This is a genomic window from Candidatus Levibacter sp. Uisw_134_01, from assembly GCF_047717795.1.
Classification (GTDB): domain Bacteria; phylum Pseudomonadota; class Alphaproteobacteria; order Puniceispirillales; family Marisalimonadaceae; genus Marisalimonas.
Genome location: NZ_CP159808.1, coordinates 1,184,996 through 1,206,599, shown reverse-complemented (window position 1 = coordinate 1,206,599; position 21,604 = coordinate 1,184,996). Strand labels below are relative to the sequence as shown.

23 protein-coding genes and 3 tRNA genes are annotated in these 21,604 nt (G+C 29.6%); 14 read left to right on the top strand and 12 right to left on the bottom strand.

Annotation, left to right across the window (positions count from 1 at the left end):
• The 3 genes from ABXT66_RS06205 to ABXT66_RS06195 are packed head-to-tail and all read right to left on the bottom strand — an operon-like array spanning position 1 to position 1,915.
• Entirely contained in the window at positions 1 to 1,266 is a 1,266-nt protein-coding gene (locus tag ABXT66_RS06205) for an NAD(P)/FAD-dependent oxidoreductase (protein WP_443642620.1), read from the bottom strand.
• Between the two features lie 24 nt (positions 1,267 to 1,290).
• Positions 1,291 to 1,464: a hypothetical protein gene (locus ABXT66_RS06200; protein ID WP_443642619.1), complete on the bottom strand. Its 174-nt coding sequence runs from the start codon at positions 1,462 to 1,464 to the stop codon at positions 1,291 to 1,293.
• Between the two features lie 16 nt (positions 1,465 to 1,480).
• The gene (locus ABXT66_RS06195) at positions 1,481 to 1,915 is read right to left on the bottom strand and encodes a YcgN family cysteine cluster protein (protein ID WP_443642618.1); all 435 of its coding nucleotides are present in this window, start codon (positions 1,913 to 1,915) and stop codon (positions 1,481 to 1,483) included.
• A gap of 67 nt (positions 1,916 to 1,982) precedes the next feature.
• Here ABXT66_RS06195 and mnmD point away from each other — a divergent pair, with 67 nt between their 5' ends.
• Positions 1,983 to 3,797 carry a tRNA (5-methylaminomethyl-2-thiouridine)(34)-methyltransferase MnmD gene (mnmD, locus tag ABXT66_RS06190; protein WP_443642617.1) on the top strand — a complete coding sequence of 605 codons (1,815 nt, stop codon included), beginning with the start codon at positions 1,983 to 1,985 and terminating at the stop codon, positions 3,795 to 3,797.
• A 3-nt stretch (positions 3,798 to 3,800) separates the two neighbouring features.
• Here mnmD and ABXT66_RS06185 read toward each other — a convergent pair whose 3' ends face one another.
• Positions 3,801 to 4,628: an N-formylglutamate amidohydrolase gene (locus ABXT66_RS06185; RefSeq protein ID WP_443642616.1), complete on the bottom strand. Its 828-nt coding sequence runs from the start codon at positions 4,626 to 4,628 to the stop codon at positions 3,801 to 3,803.
• Positions 4,629 to 4,720: 92 nt separating this feature from the next.
• Here ABXT66_RS06185 and ABXT66_RS06180 point away from each other — a divergent pair, with 92 nt between their 5' ends.
• The 6 genes from ABXT66_RS06180 (at position 4,721) to ABXT66_RS06155 (ending at position 8,525) form a co-directional block, all read left to right on the top strand.
• Positions 4,721 to 5,938: an aromatic amino acid transaminase gene (locus ABXT66_RS06180; protein ID WP_443642615.1), complete on the top strand. Its 1,218-nt coding sequence runs from the start codon at positions 4,721 to 4,723 to the stop codon at positions 5,936 to 5,938.
• A 1-nt stretch (position 5,939) separates the two neighbouring features.
• Entirely contained in the window at positions 5,940 to 6,377 is a 438-nt protein-coding gene (locus tag ABXT66_RS06175) for an acyl-CoA thioesterase (RefSeq protein ID WP_443642614.1), read from the top strand.
• A 207-nt stretch (positions 6,378 to 6,584) separates the two neighbouring features.
• Positions 6,585 to 6,659 (top strand) — tRNA-Val (locus tag ABXT66_RS06170).
• Positions 6,660 to 6,800: 141 nt separating this feature from the next.
• A tRNA-Pro gene (locus ABXT66_RS06165) sits at positions 6,801 to 6,877 on the top strand.
• 152 nt (positions 6,878 to 7,029) lie between these two features.
• The gene (locus tag ABXT66_RS06160; protein ID WP_443642613.1) at positions 7,030 to 7,920 is read left to right on the top strand and encodes a DMT family transporter; all 891 of its coding nucleotides are present in this window, start codon (positions 7,030 to 7,032) and stop codon (positions 7,918 to 7,920) included.
• A 41-nt stretch (positions 7,921 to 7,961) separates the two neighbouring features.
• The gene (locus ABXT66_RS06155) at positions 7,962 to 8,525 is read left to right on the top strand and encodes a histidine phosphatase family protein (RefSeq protein ID WP_443642612.1); all 564 of its coding nucleotides are present in this window, start codon (positions 7,962 to 7,964) and stop codon (positions 8,523 to 8,525) included.
• 11 nt (positions 8,526 to 8,536) lie between these two features.
• Here the strand turns inward: ABXT66_RS06155 and ABXT66_RS06150 are convergent, their stop codons facing one another.
• On the bottom strand, positions 8,537 to 9,019 hold the full coding sequence (locus ABXT66_RS06150; protein WP_443642611.1) for a hypothetical protein: 483 nt from the start codon (positions 9,017 to 9,019) through the stop codon (positions 8,537 to 8,539).
• Positions 9,020 to 9,032: 13 nt separating this feature from the next.
• On the bottom strand, positions 9,033 to 9,518 hold the full coding sequence (locus ABXT66_RS06145) for a hypothetical protein (protein WP_443642610.1): 486 nt from the start codon (positions 9,516 to 9,518) through the stop codon (positions 9,033 to 9,035).
• 91 nt (positions 9,519 to 9,609) lie between these two features.
• Here ABXT66_RS06145 and ABXT66_RS06140 point away from each other — a divergent pair, with 91 nt between their 5' ends.
• Positions 9,610 to 10,494 (top strand): TauD/TfdA dioxygenase family protein, encoded by an 885-nt coding sequence (locus ABXT66_RS06140; protein WP_443642609.1) that lies wholly within the window; start codon positions 9,610 to 9,612, stop codon positions 10,492 to 10,494.
• Between the two features lie 15 nt (positions 10,495 to 10,509).
• Here ABXT66_RS06140 and metC read toward each other — a convergent pair whose 3' ends face one another.
• The gene (gene metC / locus ABXT66_RS06135) at positions 10,510 to 11,688 is read right to left on the bottom strand and encodes a cystathionine beta-lyase (RefSeq protein WP_443642608.1); all 1,179 of its coding nucleotides are present in this window, start codon (positions 11,686 to 11,688) and stop codon (positions 10,510 to 10,512) included.
• Between the two features lie 166 nt (positions 11,689 to 11,854).
• On the opposite strand from metC, the gene ABXT66_RS06130 reads away from it, so the two are divergent.
• A complete protein-coding gene (locus tag ABXT66_RS06130; RefSeq protein WP_443642607.1) occupies positions 11,855 to 12,943 on the top strand; it encodes an amino acid ABC transporter substrate-binding protein in 1,089 nt (362 codons plus the stop codon).
• A gap of 46 nt (positions 12,944 to 12,989) precedes the next feature.
• Here ABXT66_RS06130 and ABXT66_RS06125 read toward each other — a convergent pair whose 3' ends face one another.
• Complete coding sequence (locus ABXT66_RS06125; RefSeq protein WP_443642606.1) at positions 12,990 to 13,082, bottom strand: hypothetical protein; 93 nt, start codon at positions 13,080 to 13,082, stop codon at positions 12,990 to 12,992.
• Between ABXT66_RS06125 and ABXT66_RS06120 the strand changes: the two genes are divergently transcribed.
• Genes ABXT66_RS06120 through ABXT66_RS06110 form a run of 3 tightly spaced genes read left to right on the top strand, consistent with a single transcriptional unit; the run spans position 13,051 to position 16,050 of the window.
• On the top strand, positions 13,051 to 14,169 hold the full coding sequence (locus tag ABXT66_RS06120; protein WP_443644725.1) for an amino acid ABC transporter permease: 1,119 nt from the start codon (positions 13,051 to 13,053) through the stop codon (positions 14,167 to 14,169). The genes ABXT66_RS06125 and ABXT66_RS06120 overlap by 32 nt on opposite strands.
• A 1-nt stretch (position 14,170) precedes the next feature.
• Positions 14,171 to 15,280: an amino acid ABC transporter permease gene (locus ABXT66_RS06115; RefSeq protein WP_443642605.1), complete on the top strand. Its 1,110-nt coding sequence runs from the start codon at positions 14,171 to 14,173 to the stop codon at positions 15,278 to 15,280.
• A gap of 8 nt (positions 15,281 to 15,288) precedes the next feature.
• The gene (locus ABXT66_RS06110; RefSeq protein ID WP_443642604.1) at positions 15,289 to 16,050 is read left to right on the top strand and encodes an amino acid ABC transporter ATP-binding protein; all 762 of its coding nucleotides are present in this window, start codon (positions 15,289 to 15,291) and stop codon (positions 16,048 to 16,050) included.
• 8 nt (positions 16,051 to 16,058) lie between these two features.
• On the opposite strand, the gene ABXT66_RS06105 is transcribed toward ABXT66_RS06110, so the two are convergent.
• Entirely contained in the window at positions 16,059 to 16,907 is an 849-nt protein-coding gene (locus ABXT66_RS06105) for a sulfurtransferase (RefSeq protein ID WP_443642603.1), read from the bottom strand.
• A 13-nt stretch (positions 16,908 to 16,920) separates the two neighbouring features.
• The gene (locus ABXT66_RS06100) at positions 16,921 to 17,925 is read right to left on the bottom strand and encodes a cysteine synthase A (RefSeq protein WP_443642602.1); all 1,005 of its coding nucleotides are present in this window, start codon (positions 17,923 to 17,925) and stop codon (positions 16,921 to 16,923) included.
• Between the two features lie 114 nt (positions 17,926 to 18,039).
• On the opposite strand from ABXT66_RS06100, the gene ABXT66_RS06095 reads away from it, so the two are divergent.
• Both ABXT66_RS06095 and ABXT66_RS06090 read left to right on the top strand, forming a co-directional pair.
• Positions 18,040 to 19,902: an ABC-F family ATP-binding cassette domain-containing protein gene (locus tag ABXT66_RS06095; protein ID WP_443642601.1), complete on the top strand. Its 1,863-nt coding sequence runs from the start codon at positions 18,040 to 18,042 to the stop codon at positions 19,900 to 19,902.
• Positions 19,899 to 20,336: a YqaA family protein gene (locus tag ABXT66_RS06090; protein WP_443642600.1), complete on the top strand. Its 438-nt coding sequence runs from the start codon at positions 19,899 to 19,901 to the stop codon at positions 20,334 to 20,336. Before ABXT66_RS06095 ends, ABXT66_RS06090 begins: the two co-directional genes overlap by 4 nt.
• 42 nt (positions 20,337 to 20,378) lie before the next feature.
• On the opposite strand, the gene ABXT66_RS06085 is transcribed toward ABXT66_RS06090, so the two are convergent.
• Positions 20,379 to 20,453 (bottom strand) — tRNA-Asn (locus ABXT66_RS06085).
• Between the two features lie 104 nt (positions 20,454 to 20,557).
• Positions 20,558 to 21,601, bottom strand: a complete 1,044-nt coding sequence (gene mnmH, locus ABXT66_RS06080; protein WP_443642599.1) for a tRNA 2-selenouridine(34) synthase MnmH — start codon at positions 21,599 to 21,601, stop codon at positions 20,558 to 20,560.
• Positions 21,602 to 21,604 lie beyond the last annotated feature (3 nt).

The window sequence follows — 21,604 nt, the reverse complement described above, 5'->3', positions numbered from 1 at the left end:
TTAATTTGTGTCCCATGGAATTTTAACGTCTAACAACTTTGTAATTTTTACAGCTGATTTTATTCCATCTTCATGAAATCCATATGCAGTCCAAGCACCAGTATAATATATATTATTATTACCTTGTATAGAATCTAGTTCATTTTGAGCTTTATTTGTTTCTAGATTAAAAACTGGGTGTTCATAATATAATATTTTATGAATTAACTCTTTTTTTGGTTTTTTATATGGGTTTAAACTAACAAAAATATTTAAAGAAGTATTAAGGTTTTGTAAAATATTCATCCAATAAGTTACTGATGATTTATTAATGATTTTTTCTGTAGATAGATAATTCCAACTTGACCAAGTTTTTTTGTTTTGGGGCATTAAGCTGGTGTCGGAATGTAAATAGACTGTGTTTTTTTGATACTTAAATTTACTCAATACGTCTTTCGATTTATAATCTAAATTTTCTATCAAATTAATAGTTTGATCCGGATGTGTTGCCATAATAACTTTATCAAAAGTATCATTTTTATTATCAAATTTAATGTATATTTTTTTATTTTTATTAGATATAGATTTGATGTTTACGTTCAATAGAATTCTATTCTTTTTGTTTAGTTTTAATTTATCAATAATTTTATCAACATACTGTTTAGAGCCATTTTTAACTGTCCTCCATTTGGGTCTAATAATAAAATTAATTAATTGATGATTTTTAAAAAAAGTTAATAAGCTTTTTGCAGGGAAGTTTAAAATTTCTTTTTCAGGACATGACCATATAGCAGACGACATTGGTATAAGGTGATCGTTAACAAATTGACAACTAAACTTACATCTCTTAATATATTGTTTTAATGTTTCATTTTCATTTACTTGAAAAGCATATTTGTAACCAAACACAAAAAAAACAAAAATATCCTTTAACATTTTATAAAATTTTAGATTGAAATAATTCTTTTTTTGAGCAAACAAACCAATTAATGACCCAGAATATTCTAAGTCTCCATCTCTAGCCGATACTGCAAATGACATGTCAGAACTTATAGTTTCTACTTCTAACCATTTAAAAAAACCAACTAAATTAGGATAGTTCAATTCATTATATACTATAAAACCAGTGTCCACAGGAATTGTATTTTCTTGTTCTATTACATTTACTGTGTTTGCATGACCGCCAAATCTATTATCTGACTCTATTAATGTGATGTCATGTTTTTGAGACAAAAGTAAAGCTGATGAAAGCCCTGAAATACCTGAGCCGATTATTGCAATTTTCATGTTATACAAACTCTAGATGATTGGTTATGATTTTTTTATACCAGATCTAGGTGTGCATTGATCTGTAAACATTTGTTGAAACATGGATTCTTTACACTTAAGATGATCTGGTGTTTTCATTCCAGACTGTTCTCTATATATAGACGCTATAACTAGAACAGATATTAATGCTGCTAATATCCACATATTTTTTGACATACTTTATTCCTAAACTTTACCAATTGAAAATATAATCAGGTAAATCTTTAATTTTAATTTTATTTTCATTTGTTACTCTATTTTTCACACTATTTCCACTATTTACAATGTCTTTATCATTACCAGATAATAAAGGGTGCCAATAGTGGAGTTTTTTCCCTTCATTTAATAATTTATAAGCGCATGTTTCTGGCATCCATTTAAGGTCTTTTAAATTGTCTGGAGACAAAATGATACAATCAGAAACTATAGACTGTCTATTCTTATAGTCCTTGCAAGAAGCTGATTTTTCACATAATAATTTACATGAGACATTTGTATAATGTACTTCTTGAGTATCAAAATCTTCTAATTTTATTACACAACATTTACCACATTTGTCACATAACGACTCCCATTCATTTTCATTCATATCAATCAAATTTTTTGTTTCCCAAAAATTATTGCCCAAGTGTATTCCTCAAAATTTTAATTATGATTTTGTTTAAATAATTTATATTAATTGATAAAGATATAAAATGAAAAATTATTTAAAGAAATCAAAATTATCAATATCTTCAAAATTAGGTGTTTATTCAAAGCTTTATAACGATATTTATTTTGATAAAGCTAATGGTATGCAAGAAAGTGATCATGTTTACTTAAAGACTAATAGTTTAGCAATGAAGTTCAAAAAAAGTGATATATTTACCATTGCTGAATTAGGTTTTGGCACTGGATTAAATTTTTTGTTAACTTGGCAGTTATGGCTTAAAACAAGAAAGCCAAATTCTTCTCTTACTTATATTAGCTTTGAAAATGCACCTTTGTCCAAAACAGAATTGATAAGGGTCCATAAATTATTTTATAATTATAATTTAAGTGATTTATCCAAACTCTTTATAAACAAAATACCACAAACCTATCAAAGTACCCATCAAATATTTTTTGAACTTGGTAATGTAAAATTAGTATTAATTTATGATGATTTTTTATCATTAAGTAATTTTAATTTTAAAGCCGACACATGGTATTTGGACGGTTTTTCTCCAAAAAAAAATCCAAGTGCTTGGGCCGAAAAACTTTTTAAAGAAATATATAAACATACAAACTGGAGAGGTTCTTTATCTACTTTTACTGTTGCAGGATATGTTAGGCGAGGGTTACAAAAAAATGGGTTTTGTGTTTCAAAAACACAAGGAATTGGAAAGAAAAAGGAAATTCTTTTTGCAGTTAAAAATGAACAACCCGATAAGATAAAATTCAAATCTTACGCTCTTAATAATATTGGTCCTGTTGCTGTTATCGGAGCGGGCATTTCCGGAGCTTCTCTAATATACGCTTTAAGAAAGAGAAATATTGAATGCTTTTTAATTGATAAAGCTTCTTCTCTTTCTTGTGGTGCAAGTGGCAATAAAGTAGCGCTTCAAATGCCGAAATTAACTTTAGATAATTCACCTTATGGCTTGATATCATTAGAAGCTTTTTCCTTTTCAAGGAAACTAGCAAGTCAATTAAAGGCTACTCCAGTGTCGAATGGTCTTATATTATTACCCTCACGAGAAAGAGAAATCTATAAGTTTAAAAAGCTTTTACAAAACAATTGGCCCTTGGATTTAATACAAGATGGTAATTATAATATAGAAGCTTTAAAAAATACTAATTGTTTACATATGCAATCTTCAGGAGTTGTAGATAATATTAAATTTATAAAAAACTTAGTAAAAGAAACAAGTTTTTTTCCAAAATTTAATGTTAAAAAAATATTAGCAAACAAAGATGGACTTAAAGATATTGTAGATGATCGTGGTAATGTTTTAAAAGCCAAAACAATAGTGTGGGCTAATGGGTATGAAATGTTAAGCCTAAATAACAAAATTCCTATTATTCCAACTTCAGGACAAGTTAATTATATAAAGAAATCAAATTTAACTTCTAATTTAAAAATTAATTTTAGTTATGGTCATTTTATTTCTCAATCTTTTAAGGGTTATCATCAAGTAGGAGCATCTTTTCATAGGGACATTAAAACTGATTTCCATCAAAGCGATTATATAAGTAATTTAAATTCTATTCCAAATTTTTTAAAAAACTTATGGGACCCTAATAATTTTGAAAATCAATATAGAGTGAGCGTAAGAGCCAGCACTAAAGATAGAGTTCCTTTTTTTGGTTCTTTAAACTCAATTGGAAGTGAAAAATCAGAGAATATATATGCTCTAGGTGGTATGGGAGCATGGGGTTTTGTTTATGCACCTTATTACGCTGAACTTTTAGTTAAGACAATTTTAAATGAGCCTTTGGTTATTAGTAAAAAAATAAAAAAACTACTGCATATGGAAAGATTGTTATAAATTTTACTCTGCCGCTATTTTTTCAGAAAGTTTCAAATTATTAAATATTTTAGCAAATATTTCTTGAAGTATTTTTATATTTTTTAAAGAAAGTTTATTCTCGTCCATATATATTTTTCTATTAATCTCAATTTGGATCGTGTGAACACCTTTAGATGGGTTTCCATAATTTCTAGTAATAAAACCGCCTGCATATGGATTGTTTAGTTCTACGGTGAAACCATTTTCTTTAAAAACATTTTGAAAATAATTAGAAAGCCCTATAGAACAACTTTTTCCAAAATTATCACCTAAAACAATATCAGGCTCTTTTTTGAAATTTAACAAAGCTTTTGAAGGCATAGTATGAAGGTCAATATGATAACAAAATCCAAAGATGTTATAAAGATACATGATTTGTTTATGTAATGATTTATGGAAAGGGTCATAATAATTTTCTAACATATGAGTTGCATATGAAACTGGAAGAGGAGTTTTTAAAATAGTTTTTCCAAAAATTTTATTTGGAAAAACCCCTAATCCGTATTTTATCATTTGTTTTTCAGACACAGGTTCATGTTCAAAAACTTGAGAAAACATAGTATAATCTATAGCATTCCTTGAACGATTTAAGTCTACTACTGCTCTGGAGCATTGAGCGATTATTATATCGGCCATTTGTTCATCAATCTTACCCAGTATCTTATTAGATTGATAATCCTCTATTCGTCTAACTTCACATAAATTCACTTTTAAATGTTTAATAAATAAATCTGGATAAATATCTCCTGCATGAGGTACTGTTATAAGAATTGGGGTATCTGGATTTTTTCTAATTAACTCTTTTAACATAATTAATTTCTTATAAAAAATTGGTTTGTCTTTTTTAATTTATTATTTAAACCTATTATTAATCATATATTTGTTTTTTTGAAAGTTATGTTATGAGATTTTTTGATATCGCCAAGCCTTCACTTGATAGTACTAGGCAAATGTTTATAGAATTAGAAAGGGATGAAAGAACCTCTAAAATTGACTTAGGAATTGGTATTTATAGAGATGAGAATGGATTAGCTCCAGTTTTTAAATCTGTTAAGACTGCTGAAAAACTTTTATTCGAAGTTGAATCAAGCAAGTCTTACAAGACACCTGCAGGAAATAGTAAATATTGTAAAAATATTTTAGATTTAGTTCTTGGAAAGGCTATTATTGATGAGCGTGGAGATAAAATCGGCAGTATTCAAATACCTGGAGCTGGTTCTGGATTACGCATAGCCGGTGAATTGATTAAAAATAATTTACAAAATAAATTAATATCTATTCCTAACCCTACATGGGGTCAACAACCATTTATGTTTAAAAAATCTGGATTAAAAGTCATAAATTATAATTATTACAATCAAGAGAATAACTTTTTAGATTTTGACAATATGATTTACGATTTAAAAAAATTAAAATCAGGCGATTCAATATTATTGCACGGATGTTGTCATAATCCAACAGGCGCAGATTTAACGGTAGATCAATGGGAACAAGTAGCAAACATATGTCTTAAACAAGGAATATTGCCCTTTATCGACTTAGTTTATCAAGGCCTTGGAATAGGTGTTGAGGAAGATGTGCTTGGAATTAGAAAATTAGTTCAAATTGTACCTGAAGTCATAATCACTGTTTCTTCAAGTAAAACATTTGGTGTTTACAGAGATCGTTGTGGTTTGATTGCAGTTATTACAGATGCAGGAAAAGTTAAAAGTAATTCTTTAGAAACGATGTTGAGTGAAATCGCTCGTGAGCTTTATTTTCATCCACCTGACCATGCTGCTGAAACTATTAATATTATATTAGAAGATAAAAATTTAAAATATGACTGGCTTGTTGAAATCAGGTCTATGCAGGAAAGAATAGTATCTCTTCGAAATAAGTTGGCAAATTCACTCCAAGAACAACAACAAACAGATTTCTTTAGTTTTTTGAAAGTCCAAAATGGAATGTTTTCTCTTTTGCCAATATCTCAAGAAGGTATAATGACATTGAGGAAAGAAAATGGAATATATTTAATGCCAGATGGTCGTATAAATATTGCATCTTTACCTGAAAATAAAATTGATTTTATCTCTTCTAAAATTTGTTCTTTAGAAGAATTTCGTCATAAAGGAAATTAAATTGAAAAAAGAGCCTTCAAATAGAAGTGATTATAATTTTTTTACTAAACTTAGTACAAGATGGAATGACAATGATATTTATGGTCATATGAATAATATCATTTATTACGCATTATTTGATACGGCTGTTAATAAATGGCTAATTAAAAATAATTTAATTGATATTAAATATGGAAAAAATATTGGTTTGATTGTTGAATCTGGCTGTAACTATTTTTCTTCTTTTCAATATCCAGAAGATATAGATGCAGGAATAAGAGTAACAAAAATTGGTATTAGTTCTGTTAGGTATGAAGTAGGGTTATTTAAAGAAAAAGAACAGATTTCAGCTGCAGATGGATTTTTTGTACACGTTTATGTAGATAGAAAAACAAATAATCCTATGCCTCTTAATTATGAATTTAAAAAAACACTAGATACAATATTTGTAGGTTTATAAATCTATATTTATTTACTGTCATTTTTTCTTAAGTTAACCTCAACAAACATAAATTCACGTATATCTTTAGGTGATAATTTCTGTCACACCCTAGTCACACTCCAGTCACACTTTTTAACAAAAATCGTTGATTAACAGAAACAATTATATATATATACATGTAACTCGTGTGTTTAAAGTCTTTGTTTTAAGCCATTTAGTTACTGTGGGACTATAGCTCAGCGGGAGAGCACTTCGTTGACATCGAAGGGGTCACTGGTTCAATCCCAGTTAGTCCCACCATTTCTATTAAAATTAAATTTTTTTAAAAATTGCTTTGCCCAAATATTCTATCTTTACTCTTATTACAAAATATATTGATTATACATCTTATAATATTTATTTTTATTATCTAGAATATAAATTAAGAATAAAATTTTATTTCGGGCCATAGCGCAGCTTGGTAGCGCGTCCGTCTGGGGGGCGGAAGGTCGTGGGTTCAAATCCCGCTGGCCCGACCATATTAATAGAAGTTTTAAAATCAATTAAATGAGCATGTCAAAAATATTTATATATATATATAGCTTTGTTTATTTAAAAATAAGCATTAAATACTTTTAACGTTTTTTTTAGTACTTAAGAATTGATAAGTTTTTTTAATGATTGATTATGTATGTTAGCAAATTTTAAAATTTCAAATACAGTCTTAGGAATTTCCTTATCAATAACTGAGGTTATTTGTACTATTACTATAGCTAGTTTAGTAAAGTTAATATCACCAAATTTGTCAGTATTTATGATTTTGTTTTTTAGATATTTGTTCTGTGTTCCTCTTTTGTTAATCACAGGTTTTTCTCAACGGAAAAAAGATACATTTGTAATTGTGTCTAAATCTGGATTAGCCATTAGAACAATCACTGGGCTTGGTTCTTTTGGGTGTCTTTTTGCAGCTCTTCAATTCATAGATCTTAGTCTCATGACAACTTTGCTTCAGACAATGCCAATTTTTATAACTTTGCTTGCCCCATTTCTTATAAAAGAGGTAGTAGGGTGGTTTAGAAGAATTATAGCTCTGATTGGTTTTTTAGGAGTTTTGATTATCCTAGATCCATTCTCTGAAAATTGGTTTCATTATGGTGTTGTTTTAGGTGTTTTATCGCCAATTTTTGGTGCATTAATGACGCTGTCTGTAAGAAAATTAAGTGAAACTGATCACCCCACAACTACAGCATTATGGTATAATATCTTTGGTGCAGTGTTTTTCTTAATTATATGTATTTTGAATAAAGTTCAATGGCCTGAATATAACGAGATATTTATAATCTTATTAGTAATTGGCTTTATTTCGAGTTTTCAACAAATTTGTTTAGCTTATAGCTTAAAATTAGCTCCGGCTAGTATGCTAGCACCACTGAGGTATATTTCTGTTCCTATTGGAATTTTATCAGGTGTTTACTTCTTTAATGAAGAGTTATCTTCAACTTTCTTTATTGGAACTGCAATTATTATCATATCTTCTTTAATCATCATTAAAAGAGAATCTATGATAAAAGAAAAAATATAAAAATTTAGTTTTAAAACCAAAATGTATTGTAATTTATAAAAATGATAAAATCTTTACTCACCTTACTATATTTAATTGTTATATCTACTGATTTATATGCAAATGAAAATTATATAACTTTAAAAGAATTTAAAAATAATAGTGATAATAAAATCATTTTTATGAGACATTCGCATGCACCCGGATATGGTGATCCAAAAAATTTTAATCTTAATGATTGCTCTAAACAACGAAATTTAGATAAAAGAGGAATAGAACAAAGTAGAATAATTGGTAATTCTTTTAAAGAAAATGATATTTTTTTTACTAAAATATTTTCTAGTTTTTGGTGTAGATGCAAAGATACTGCATTTTATTTAAATATAGGAGATTATATTTCTCATAAAGGTTTAAATTCTTTTTACGAAGGTCATGTTGATAGGGACCAAACATTAGAAGAACTGAATAGATTAATAAATTCATTAAAGTCTGATAAAGGCCCATATCTTATGGTTACTCACTATGTAGTAGTACAAGCTATATCTGAGTTATCAGTATCTAGTGGAGCAATGGTTGTTTATGATATGATTTCTAAAAAATCCAAATATTTAAAAATCAGGGATTAATACACTAAGATTTACTTGTTATCTTTATTATCTTTTATGATTTCATAATCACCGTCAATAACTTCATTCGTTTGTGACTTTGATTTAAATCTATTTTTATTGTGTTGAGGATGAGATGATGAAACTGTATCATTATTAAAAGTGCTGCTCTGAGTTTTGTGTTCAGTTTTTCCTTTCATTTTAAAGCTAAGTATTTGCTTAGGAAATATAAATAATAGACTTGGTAAAGTAAAAAGAATAGCGAAAAATATATTCCATTCTAATACATTGATAACTCCGAAAAACACACCAATGGTTAAAAGTAAAAAAGTAAATCTATAAAAAATACCAAATAAAATTATAACCCAAGCAAAAAAAGTTCCATATTGATAAGGTTCCATTAAGTATTGAATCCCTAAAAAGCCCACAATCACGTAAAAACAAAACAAACTTATTATTAAGCCAACAGTAATTAATCCATACTTAAGAATGTTAGTTTGTTTTAAAATATACATAGTTGACCCAAAATTATTTTTTTAATATTAAATCACCTTCAAATTTTTTTAAATAAAATATTTTTTTACCAGCCCAAAAACATTTTTTTTTATCAGGTGATGCTTCTACATAAATTGATTTGTCTTTAAGGTGAAAAACTTGGCTGCATCCTAAAAAAGATAAGATTAACTTACTATTACCAAATTTAACACTATCTTCTCGTCCTTTTCTTGCGGTAACAAAATCAAGATCACTTTTAAAACACTGACCAACTTTATTTTTCTTACAGTTAATTTCTTGACTATCAATAACAGAAATATGTGTGGCCTTATTATTAGAAAAAATAAAACCATCATTATCTAATATTTTGCAATCATCTAGGGGTTTTGATGTTTTTCCTGCAAATTCACATTCAAACCATGCTCCTTCCATATTGTCTATTGCAAAAGAATGAAAACTTAAAATCATTATAAATGTAATGATTAAAAAAACTGGTTTAATAACTATTAAAATTAACATTTATTTTTCTCTTTTGATTTTACAAAATTAATTTTTTGTTCAATGATTATATCACATTTTTTTTTGTTAGAAAAATTTATATGGAGGTTTTATGAAGATTGAAACCAGAGATGCTTTTCCAGATTTTGTTGGTTTTGTGTCAAATATTGACTTAAGACAAAAACTAGATAGTAAGCAGATAGAAGAAATAGATCTATCCATAAACAAATACTCTGTAATTGTTTTTAAAGACCAAGATATTAATGATGAAGATCAAGTTCGTTTTACTAAATATTTTGGAAATATAGAAGCTTCAGGAAAAACATCAAACATTACAAAAGCAAAAGATAGAAGGTTGTCTACAGATTTAGCAGATGTATCAAATTTAGATAAAAACAATAAGCCATTTAACCAAAATGATCCAAGAAGGATATTCAATTTAGGTAACCGATTATGGCACACTGACAGTTCATTTAAAGTAATCCCTGCTAAATATTCACTTTTGTCTGCAAGAAATATTTCTGAACAGGGTGGTAATACAGAATTTGCAGATATGAGAAGTGCATATGATAATCTTGATGAGTTAACTCAAAATAAAATACAAGATATGGTATGTGAACATTCTTTAATTTATTCTCGTCAGAGGTTAGGTTTTGATATGGTAAAAGAATTATCTTCTGAAGAAATTAAAAATTTTACGCCAGTTGAACAACCACTTGTTAGAATAAATAATATAACTGGAAGAAAGGTAATTTTTCTTTCTAGTCACATTGGTAAAATTAGAGACTGGATTAGACCAGATTCCATGTGTTTTATTGATGACCTAATAGAGTACGCAACTCAAATTAAGTTTAAATATATTCATAAATGGTCACAAAATGATCTTGTCATTTGGGATAATAGACAAACTATGCATAGAGTCAGAGCCTTTGACGATTTAAAAGAAAAAAGAGATATGAGAAGAACTACCGTTTTAGGAGAAGAGAGGTTAATGTAATAAATTACCTTTTATCTATTTTAAGCATAGCTCTTTAAATCCATTTTCTAAGTCATTTATCAAGTCGTCAATATTTTCTGAACCAGCATAAATTCTTAAATATTCCCCTTTGGGTACGTAACTAGATTTTAAATGCCTATTTTCACCAATATTCATAGTAGACAAAAGACTAGAATATCCACCCCAGGAAGCACCAATTCCAAATATTTTACAAGCATCAGCCAACTTATCTACGTCAGTTTGTGTTATATAATCTTGAAATTCAATAGCAAACAGACCAGATGCTCCATTAAAATAATTTTTCCATTTTTCATGGTCAGGGTGTTGAGTTAAAGCTGGATGAATAACTTTTTTAACTTCTTTTTTTGTTTCTAGATATTTTGCTATAGCTAAACTATTTTCTGAAGATTGTCTGAGCCTTAAAGGAAGTGTCCTAAGGCCTCTTAAAGAAAGATATACATCATCTGGGCTTACATAAGTTCCAGAGTTCCTTGTCCATCGTTGCAAGTTTATTAAATTTTCATCATTAGCAACAACAGCACCCATCATAATATCAGAATGACCAGATATGTACTTAGTAACAGCCTCAATTACAATATCAACGCCAAATTCTAAAGGATTAAAATATAGTGCTGTTGCCCATGTATTATCTATAATTGATTTTAATTTAAATTTTTTACAAACACGAATAACTTCTTCAATATCTATTATTTCAAAAGTGTAAGTTCCAGGTGTTTCTATATAAATAGCAGTTGTATTTTCTTTAATTAAAGTTTCTAAACTAGCAATGTCTCTAGAGTTATAAAATTGATAATCTATATTTAATCTAGGAAATTCCTCTTTTACAAATCTTCTAGTAGAGCCATAGACAGAATCAGGTACTAGAATATGGTCATTTGTCTTAATAGTAGACATAAATCCGGTTGTTATTGCACTCATTCCAGAAGGGGCAAGGACACATCCGTCAGCACTATATAATTTTGCGATAGACATAGAGAGCGAATCAGTTGTTGGCGTTCCGTTTCTGCCATAAGTATATTTACCTGTTTTATTTCTATAAGCATTCATATTTGGGCTTAAAATTGTACTAGTTCTATACAAGGGTGGAGCTGGGATACCAAAGTTTTCATAAGCATTTTTGCCTGTATGAGCAATTAAAGTGTCAGTGTTTAATTTTTTGTTTTTTGATGTCATGCTTTAGCTTTTAGATTGTTAAAAAATAATTTATGTTGATTCAATAAATCAAAAAGGTTAACAGAATATTAATTTTCAAAATATTTGTCTTGTAACTATAACAAATAAGTTGGAAAGTACTATTAAATTCATGGTTTCATGAAAAATTCAAAGTGGAGAAAATAAAATGAGCAATAATGTTATTATAGCAGCGGTTGTTGCTGGCGCAGTTGGAATAGGAGCAGGTTATGCTTTGTTTTCAGGGCAGCCAACACAAACTGTAGAAAAAGAAACTGTAACATCAGCACCTTCTGGTGCAGGTACTCTAGACGAGGTTAGGGCAAGAGGAAGTCTAAATTGTATTATTAATACTGGTTTGGCTGGATTTGCTGCCCCTGATGATAAAGGTAAATGGACTGGTTTTGACGTCGACTTTTGTAGAGCTGTTGCAGCTGCAACATTAGGCGATGCTGATAAAGTTAATTATACTACTGCAACTGGTAAAACTCGATTTACTAAATTAGCAGCTGGTGAAGGTGAGATATTATCAAGAAACACTACTTGGACATTTTCAAGAGATGTTGATTTATCACAGACATTTGTTGGTGTAAGTTACTATGATGGCCAAGGTTTTATGGTTCCTAAATCTTTAGGTGTTACGTCAGCTAAGGGTTTAGATGGTGCTTCAGTATGTATTCAAACTGGAACTACAACAGAACTTAATTTAGCAGAATTTTTTGCTTCAAATAATATGAAGTATAATCCTGTGCCTATTGAAACTAACTCTGAAGCTCAAGAATTATACAAAGCTGGAAGATGTGATGTTTATACAACGGATGCATCTGGTTTATATGCAACTATGTCTAGTTTTGATAATCCTTCAGATCATATGGTTTTACCAGAGATTGTGTCTAAAGAGCCTTTAGGACCTGTTGTAAGACATGGTGATGATCAATGGGCTGATATCGTTGCTTGGACTTTAAAAGCTATGATGGCTGGTGAAGAATTAAATATTACTTCTTCCAATGTTAAATCTCTTGCTGGAAAAGACAATAAAAACAAAGAAATTAATCGTTTGTTAGGTAAAGATCCATTGCAAGGTGTTTCAAAGCTAGGTTTATCTCCAGATTGGGCTGTTCAAGTTATTAGTCAGGTTGGTAACTATGCTGAAGTTTTTGAAAAAAATCTTGGTATGAGTACTCCTCTTAAAATTGCAAGAGGAGCTAATCAGTTAAGCAGAGATGGTGGACTATTTTACATTCCACCAATTAAATAAAACTTTTTAAACTGCGTCTATATATTAAATAGACGCAGTTTTTTTATTATTTTGGCCCACCTATGACATTTTTACATAATATTTGGCACAACGAAAAAAGTAGAGAAATTATTATCCAAATCTTTGTTTTACTATGCATAGGTTGGTTTTTGTCTTGGCTTATTTCTAATGTTGATGCTAACTTTAAAGCGCTTGGTAAAGATATTAGTTTTGAATTTTTATTTATCCCAGCTGGTTATGATATTAATCAGTATTTAATCGATTATAACAATAGAGATAGTCACCTAAGAGCAGGTATTGTAGGGCTTTTAAATACTGGGTTAGTCGCAGTTTTTGGTATTATTTTAGCTACGATTTTAGGAGTTACTCTTGGAATAATAAGGTTATCAAAAAATTGGTTAGCCAGTAGAATAGCTTATTGGTACATAGAGTTTACAAGAAACGTTCCTATATTATTACACATACTTCTCTGGCATGGTATTATTATAAATACTCTTCCTCATTCCAAAAATGCAATTAATATTGCAGATATTAGTTTTTTATCTAATAGAGGATTTTATATTCCAAAACCGTTAACTGAAAATGGTATTGAATTAGTGTATTTACTTTTAGTTATTGGGATTATTTTTTCTGTTCTTTTTTTTAAACATGCAAAGAAAAAGCAAGATTTGACAGGTTTACAACTTCCGGTTTTTTGGATTAATTTATCAGTAATTATATCTCTGCCTGTAATAGGTTTTTTCGTTTCAGGCTTGCCCATTTCTCTTGAAATACCGGTGCTTAAGGGCTTTAATTTTAAAGGTGGAATGCATATGAGCCCTGAACTGGCGGCATTAACCTTTGCATTAGGTATTTATACCGCTGCATTTATTGCTGAAATAGTAAGGGCTGGAATATTGGCTGTTGATAAAGGTCAAAGAGAGGCTGCTGAATCAATTGGTTTAAAACCTTCTAAAGTGATGAAATTAGTTATTTTGCCACAAGCTCGTAGAGTTATAATTCCTCCCTTAACTAGTCAATATTTAAATTTAACCAAAAACTCTTCTTTAGCAATTGCAATAGGTTATATGGATCTTGTTGCTACACTTGGGGGTATTTCTCTAAATCAAACTGGTAGAGAGATGGAGACGATGGTTATTGTGATGTTAATATATTTATCTGTTTCGCTTAGCATATCTGCTTTCATGAACTGGTATAATAATAAAGTAAAATTAGTGGGAAGATAAAATGAGCTCAGAAATATATAAACCAGGTTCATATCCTAATCTTCCACCACCTCCTGGAACGGTTGGTGTTTATGGTTGGATTAAAAATAATTTATTTTCATCTATTAGTAATTCTACATTAACAATTATTTCGGTAGTGCTTATTTATTACTTAATCGATGGAATAATTGGTTGGTTCTTTTTTGATGCTGTATTTGATGCAAACTCAAAAATTGAATGTAGGAAGATAAATGACGGAGCCTGTTGGGCTGTTATAACTAGAAGAGTTGGTCAGTTTGTATATGGCTTCTATCCTGAAGTAGAAAGGTGGAGAATTGATATTTCATTTTTAACAATGTTTATTGCTTTTGCTCCGTTACTTTACCCTGATTTACCTAAAAGAAAATGGCTACTATGGTTCAGTGGAATTTATCCTTTCTTTGCTTTTATCCTTATCAATGGTGGTTATTTTGGGCTAACTAAGATTGAATATAGTTTATTTGGTGGTTTTATGCTAACCGTTATAATAGGTGTTACTGGTATTGTTTGCTCACTACCCATAGGTATATTTTTAGCTCTTGGAAGACAATCAAAATTAACAGTTGTTAGAACACTTAGTGTTTGTTTTATAGAGTTTATGAGAGGTGTTCCTTTAATAACCTTACTGTTTGTAGCTTCGTCAATGCTGAACTATTTTATGCCTCCAGGTACTAACTTTAGTATTTTAGTCAGAGTTATTATTATGTTTACCTTTTTTTCTGCTGCATATATTGCAGAGGTTATTAGAGGTGGAATTCAAGCAATTCCAAAAGGTCAATATGAGGCTGCAGATGCATTAGGCATGAATTATTGGCAAACAACTAGGTTTATAACACTTCCACAAGCTTTAAAAATATCAATTCCAGGCATAATGAATACTTTTATAGGATTATACAAAGATACAACACTTGTAGTAGTGATAGGTTTATTAGATCCACTTGGCATAGGAAGAGCGGCCTTAGCTGACACTAAATGGAACGGTCTGTCGACAGAAATATATCTATTTGTGGCATTATTCTTCTTTGTAAGTTGTTTTGCTATGTCTAGATATTCCCTATGGCTTGAAAATAAATTAAACACCGATCATAAGTGAGCTTAAAAATGGTAAAAAATAAAAATGAATCGTCTAAACCTGTTATTGAAATTAAGGAAATGCATAAGTGGTTTGGAAACTTTCACGTTTTAAAAAACATTTCATTAGGTGTTAATCAAGGTGATCGTATCGTTGTATGTGGTCCATCAGGCTCTGGAAAATCCACTCTTATTAGATGTATAAATCGTTTAGAAGTTCATCAAAAAGGTGATATTATTGTAAATGGTACAGAACTCACTGGTGATCTAAAAAACCTCGAAGCGATTAGAAGTGACGTTGGAATGGTGTTTCAATCTTTTAATCTTTTTCCACACTTAACCGTTCTTGAAAACTGTACATTAGCTCCAATTTGGGTCAAAGGTCTTCCTAAAAAAGAAGCAAATGAACTTGCTATGGAATTATTAACTCGTGTTAAAATACCTGAACAAGCTCTAAAGTTTCCTGGTCAATTATCTGGAGGACAACAGCAAAGAGTTGCAATTGCTAGGTCATTATGTATGCAACCTAAGATCATGTTGTTTGATGAACCTACTTCTGCCTTAGATCCAGAAATGATAAAAGAAGTACTAGACACTATGATTGAGCTAGCTGAAACAGGTATGACAATGCTTGTTGTTACGCATGAAATGGGTTTTGCAAAAAAAGTTGCGGATAGTGTAATTTTTATGGATGAAGGTGAAATTATTGAGCAGAATGATCCTAAGAACTTTTTTAATAATCCCAAGAATGAAAGAACTAAATTATTTTTAAGTCAAATTCTTAATCATTAGTTTGTAAGTTAAATAGATTTAGCTATTTTTTGTTCAGAGGTCGCCCACTCTGTCCAAGAGCCATCGTATATTGGAACGTCTACTTTGCCCATACAAAAAAGAGCTAAAGAGATAACACAAGCAGAAACACCAGAACCACATGTTGCAATTATATCGTCTTTAATAGAAATTTCTTGATTAGAAAAAATTAAATTTATTTCATCAAGAGACTTTAAAAAACCTTGCGAATTAACAAAATCTGATGAAGGAAGACTTTTAGAACTTGGAATGTGCCCAGATGCTAACCCAGGTCTTGGTTCTTTAGCTTCCCCTGTAAATCGTTTATAAGACCTGGCGTCTAGGATTATGCTTTTTTCGTCTTTAGAAGCAGTTATCATTTGATCTAAAGTAACAACAAGTTCTTTTTTTTCAGTTTTAGCAGCAAAATCACCTTTAGGTAAAGAAGTTGTTTGGTCTGTAACTTTCCCATTAAATTTTATCCAATTATTTAAACCTCCTTGAAGAATAAATATATTATCATAACCAAAATATCTAAATAAAAACCATGCTCTTGCAGATGACAAAAATGGTGAGTTATCATAAATAATTATTTCATCTCTATCATTTAAGCCAAGATCTCTCATCTGTTCGGAAAACAATTCCTTTGATGGTATCATGTGAGGCAATGAGTTATTGGGATCAGCAATTTTATTAATATCAAAAAAAACAGCATTTGGAATATGTTTTTTGTCATACTCATCTTTAGCAATTAAATCAGAATTTGGAAGGTAAAAAGTTGCATCTAAGATCTTTAAATTATCTTGAGTGCTTAACTTTACGATCAAGTCTTTTGGTTTGATAAATAAATCTTTCTCCATAAATAATCTCCATTTAAAGCCAATGTGGAACGACTAAATCTTTACTTTTTAAAAATGAAGGATTCCAGATTTTAGATTGATACCTTTGACCAGAATCACAAAGAATAGTTACAATTGTGTGACCTGGTCCTAATTCTTTAGCAAGTTTAATTGCACCTGCAACATTAATTCCACTAGAACCTCCAAGAAACAATCCTTCTTCTTTTAGTAATTCAAAAATTATAGTAAGAGCTTGATTGTCATCAACTCTGAATGACATGTCTATTGGACAGTTTTCTAGGTTTTTAGTAACCCTACCTTGTCCTATACCTTCAGTAATAGAATTTCCTTCAGATTTCATCTCACCTTTTTGATAGTAATTGTATAAACCTGATCCATAAGGATCCGATAATGCTATTTTAATATTATTATTTTGTTCCTTTAAATATAAGCCTGTTCCTGATAAAGTCCCTCCTGTTCCTACAGCACATGTAAAAGCATCTACTTTACCATTAGTTTGTTTCCATATCTCAGGTCCTGTAGAGTTATAATGAGACATTTGATTTGCAATATTGTCAAATTGATTGGCCCAAAGAACTCCTTTTTCATTAGTCTTTCCTAACATTTTTGCAATTTCTTCTGATTGCCTTATGTAATTACCTGGATTTGAATAGGGTAGGGCAGGTACAAGTCGCAGTTCACAACCTATTAACTTAAGAGCATCTTTTTTTTCCTGACTCTGCGTTTCAGGCATTACAATTACTGTTTTATAACCAAGAGAATTACCAACTAGACCGAGTCCAATACCAGTATTTCCTGCTGTACCTTCAACTATCAAACCACCTGGTAATAATTTTTTTTTATCAATTGCATCTAAAATTATTCCTTTTGCTGCTCTGTCTTTAATGGAGGATCCGGGATTTAAAAATTCAGCTTTCCCTAATATTTCGCAGCCAGTTAATTCACTAGCTTTATTTAATCTAATTAAAGGTGTATTACCAATGGTATCAATGAAGTTTTCTTTTATTAATTTTTTCATAAATTTTACTTACTAATTATGTGATTTTGTTTATACAAAGTTATTATTATATAATGACTATATAGAGCCTATGTCAAAAAACTATTTTAAATTTTAAATTAAAGAAAAAATCAAATGATAAACTTTAAAAATATTTCTTTTTCTATTGGTGGTGTTTCTCTTCTAGAAGAAACATCTGCTTTTGTTCCTACTGGGCACAAAGTTGGTATTGTTGGAAGAAATGGCGCTGGTAAAACAACATTATTCAAATTAATTCAAAAAGAACTTATTATTGATGGAGGAGTTATTGAAATACCAAGAAATTTTAAAGTAGGTTCTGTTGCTCAAGAAGCACCATCTACAGAAGAAACACTTTTAGATACCGTATTGGCAGCTGATTTTGAACGAGCCGAATTATTAAGAGATGCAGAAATAGAAACAGACCCAAATAAAATTGCTAATATTCATATTAGATTAGCAGACATTGACGCATATTCTGCAGATGCTAGAGCTTCTTCTATATTAACTGGACTGGGTTTCAGTCAAAATGATCAAAACAGTCCATGTTCTAGTTTTTCTGGTGGTTGGAGAATGAGAGTTGCACTAGCTAGTGTCTTATTTTCAAATCCTGATCTTTTATTACTAGATGAGCCCACTAATTACCTAGATTTTGAGGGTACAGCATGGCTGGAGAATTATTTACAAAAATTTAAGAATACAGTTTTAGTAATATCTCATGACAGAAGTTTATTAAATAAATCTGTAAATGGTATACTTCATCTTTCTAATAAAAAATTACAATTTTATTCTGGTAATTACGATACTTTTGATAATGAAAGAAGGATTCAATTAGAACAGAAGATATCTTTAAAAAATAAACAAGATGCCCAAAGAGCTCATATTCAAAGTTTTGTAGATCGTTTTAAAGCAAAAGCATCTAAAGCCAGACAAGCGCAATCCAGAATAAAAATATTAGAAAAAATGAAGCCTATCGTTATTGAAGAAGATCAAAAAATACCAAGATTTAAATTTGACGAAGCTATTAAGTTTGCTCCACCTTTGGTAACTTTAGATAAGGCTTCTGTTGGTTATAATGATGTTGAAGTATTAAAAAATATAAATATACAAATAAACCCTGATGATAGGATAGGTTTGTTAGGTGTAAATGGAGAAGGTAAATCCACTTTTTCTAAACTTATAGCAAAAAAAATTAAATTAATTAATGGTTCTCTGCAAATTCCCCAAAAATTAAAAATTGGTTATTTTGCCCAACATCAATTAGATGAATTAAGGCCTAATGAAACAGCTTTTGAACATGTTTATTCAAAGTTAAACTCAGAAATACCGTCTAAAGTTAGAGCTAGGCTTGGCTCAGCTGGTTTTGCAGCGGATACAATGGATTTACAAGTAAAAAGATTGTCTGGAGGTCAAAAGGCTAGATTATTACTTTTATTAGTTGTAATAGAAAAGCCCGACTTATTAATTTTAGATGAACCTACAAATCATCTTGATATAGAAAGTAGGGAAGCTCTCATTATGGCATTGAATGATTATTCAGGTTCATTAATATTAGTTAGTCACGACGCTTTTTTGGTTGAAAGGTTAGTGGATAGATTACTCATTGTAAAAAATGGCGGAGTATCTGAGTTTTCCGGTGATATTCATGAATATAGAGATTTAGTTTTAAATAGAAATCAAAATCAGAAGAAGAATAATAAAAAGACTATTAGAATTAATTCTAAGAACAATTTTGATAGTACGTCATCGTTATCTGATTTAAAAAAGCGATTATCTATTTCTGAAAAAAAAATAAACGAGTTTGAGAAAAAGAAGTCTGATTTAGAAAATGAAATGCTTGATAATCAGTTTTATGACATCAAGAATACTTTACGTATTAAAGAAGTAAATACAGATTTGAAAAAAAATTTACAACTACTTAAACAAGAAGAAAAAGTATGGGAAAAAATTGCTGAAGACATTGAAAATTTTGATAAATGAATGAAACTGTAGTTTACTTTACTCTTTTTACATCCTCTTTTGTATCCTCAACCGTCCTACCTGGTCACTCTGAATTAACATTAACGGCTTTTATTTATTTAAATAAATTCTCTACTACAAATCTTATTCTTGTTGCTAGCCTTGGAAATATACTAGGCTCTGTTTTAAATTGGTATTTAGGTTTTTATTTTGTAAAATTTAAAGAAAAGAAGTGGTTCCCAATAAATAGTTCACAATTAGAAAAGGCTTCTTTATGGTTCGCAACTTATGGGAAATGGACTTTATTTTTAAGTTGGGTGCCTTTTATTGGTGACCCTCTAACGGTGGTAGCTGGAATTCTTCGTATTCCAATAATTATTTTTGTAATTATAGTGTCTATTTCAAAAATATTAAGATATGTGTTTATAAGTTTGATAGCTTTAAATGTCTTTTAAAAAAATGATAACATGTCTATTCATATGTTTGATTTAAAGATATGGCTCCCCGGGACGGATTCGAACCGCCGGCCAGACGATTAACAGTCGTCTGCTCTACCGCTGAGCTACCGGGGAATATTAACGTTTAATGCTCATTTAATCATGTTTTAAATATAAAAAAAGGAAAATGCAAGAAATTAAAAAATGATTTGTAATAACTAAAAATATTAGTTTTTTTATTAATTTTTATTTAAAATATTTTTTGCAATATGTTCAATGTCAGAGTTGTTTAGAGATGATGCAGTAATCTTTTTTAAAACCTTGCGATCATTTTTAATGGTATTTGATGAGTATGAAGGGTCGTAATGATTTTCTAAAAAACTTTTAGTTAAATCAAACCATTTTTTGCTATCAATTAGATTTGCCCATTCATCAAGTAGTTTCTTGCTTAATCTATTTTTAAGACCTTTAATTATAGGTTTTATTAATGTTGGATCATTACACATGTAATCATAATCTTTAACTAAAAACTTAGCACGTAAATCCACATTTGCGGATATTTCTATTCTAGGTGCATTGATCATTTTTTTCCAAATAGATTTAGGTATATGAATATTCCCAATTTTACTACTTTCAGCTTCAATATAAATTTTATCTTTAAGATTAAGATTTTGTATCTTATTGAAAATTAAGCTTTCAAAGAACTTTTGTGATGGTTGAATTAAATCTGGAATTTTACCTAAAAGAGAACCTTTATGATTTGCGAGTCCTTCTAAATCTAAAATTTGTCCACCTTCATTTTCAATACTTTTTAATATTTTAGTTTTAGCAGATCCTGTTTTCCCACTAATCAAAGTAATTTTTAATTTAGGACCAATATTTTCTAAAAAATTAATCACTTGGTTTCTATATTCTTTATAACCACCTTTAAGTTGGTTTGTTCTCCATCCAACTTCTGAAAGTACAATTGAAAAAGCTTTCGATCTTTGTCCTCCTCTCCAGCAATAAATTAAAGGTTGCCAAGACCCCTTTTTTTCTATGAAATTATTTTGAATATGGAATGCTATATTTTTAGCTGCCAATGAAGATCCAATTATTTTTGCCTTAAATGAACTTTCTTTTTTATAGATAGTTCCTACTTTTTGTCTTTCTAGATCTGATAAAACTGGGCAATTTATAGCGCCAACAATATGGTCTTCTGCAAATTCTAATGGTGACCTTACATCTATAATAGTATCAAACTTTTTGTTGTTCCATTTTTTAATTACTTTATGTTTTGTCATGAG

What these genes read in the sequence shown, in the direction of transcription:
- ABXT66_RS06100 (WP_443642602.1), bottom strand. Translation starts at nt 17,925, where the DNA reads ATGAAAAAATTAATAAAAGAAAACTTCATTGATACCATTGGTAATACA.
- ABXT66_RS06125 (WP_443642606.1), bottom strand. Translation starts at nt 13,082, where the DNA reads ATGCATAGTAAAACAAAGATTTGGATAATAATTTCTCTACTTTTTTCG.
- ABXT66_RS06140 (WP_443642609.1), top strand. Translation starts at nt 9,610, where the DNA reads ATGAAGATTGAAACCAGAGATGCTTTTCCAGATTTTGTTGGTTTTGTG.
- ABXT66_RS06130 (WP_443642607.1), top strand. Translation starts at nt 11,855, where the DNA reads ATGAGCAATAATGTTATTATAGCAGCGGTTGTTGCTGGCGCAGTTGGA.
- ABXT66_RS06150 (WP_443642611.1), bottom strand. Translation starts at nt 9,019, where the DNA reads ATGTATATTTTAAAACAAACTAACATTCTTAAGTATGGATTAATTACT.
- mnmH (WP_443642599.1), bottom strand. Translation starts at nt 21,601, where the DNA reads ATGACAAAACATAAAGTAATTAAAAAATGGAACAACAAAAAGTTTGAT.
- ABXT66_RS06205 (WP_443642620.1), bottom strand. Translation starts at nt 1,266, where the DNA reads ATGAAAATTGCAATAATCGGCTCAGGTATTTCAGGGCTTTCATCAGCT.
- mnmD (WP_443642617.1), top strand. Translation starts at nt 1,983, where the DNA reads ATGAAAAATTATTTAAAGAAATCAAAATTATCAATATCTTCAAAATTA.
- ABXT66_RS06115 (WP_443642605.1), top strand. Translation starts at nt 14,171, where the DNA reads ATGAGCTCAGAAATATATAAACCAGGTTCATATCCTAATCTTCCACCA.
- ABXT66_RS06110 (WP_443642604.1), top strand. Translation starts at nt 15,289, where the DNA reads ATGGTAAAAAATAAAAATGAATCGTCTAAACCTGTTATTGAAATTAAG.
- ABXT66_RS06180 (WP_443642615.1), top strand. Translation starts at nt 4,721, where the DNA reads ATGAGATTTTTTGATATCGCCAAGCCTTCACTTGATAGTACTAGGCAA.
- ABXT66_RS06160 (WP_443642613.1), top strand. Translation starts at nt 7,030, where the DNA reads ATGTTAGCAAATTTTAAAATTTCAAATACAGTCTTAGGAATTTCCTTA.
- metC (WP_443642608.1), bottom strand. Translation starts at nt 11,688, where the DNA reads ATGACATCAAAAAACAAAAAATTAAACACTGACACTTTAATTGCTCAT.
- ABXT66_RS06105 (WP_443642603.1), bottom strand. Translation starts at nt 16,907, where the DNA reads ATGGAGAAAGATTTATTTATCAAACCAAAAGACTTGATCGTAAAGTTA.
- ABXT66_RS06095 (WP_443642601.1), top strand. Translation starts at nt 18,040, where the DNA reads ATGATAAACTTTAAAAATATTTCTTTTTCTATTGGTGGTGTTTCTCTT.
- ABXT66_RS06090 (WP_443642600.1), top strand. Translation starts at nt 19,899, where the DNA reads ATGAATGAAACTGTAGTTTACTTTACTCTTTTTACATCCTCTTTTGTA.
- ABXT66_RS06185 (WP_443642616.1), bottom strand. Translation starts at nt 4,628, where the DNA reads ATGTTAAAAGAGTTAATTAGAAAAAATCCAGATACCCCAATTCTTATA.
- ABXT66_RS06155 (WP_443642612.1), top strand. Translation starts at nt 7,962, where the DNA reads ATGATAAAATCTTTACTCACCTTACTATATTTAATTGTTATATCTACT.
- ABXT66_RS06200 (WP_443642619.1), bottom strand. Translation starts at nt 1,464, where the DNA reads ATGTCAAAAAATATGTGGATATTAGCAGCATTAATATCTGTTCTAGTT.
- ABXT66_RS06145 (WP_443642610.1), bottom strand. Translation starts at nt 9,518, where the DNA reads ATGTTAATTTTAATAGTTATTAAACCAGTTTTTTTAATCATTACATTT.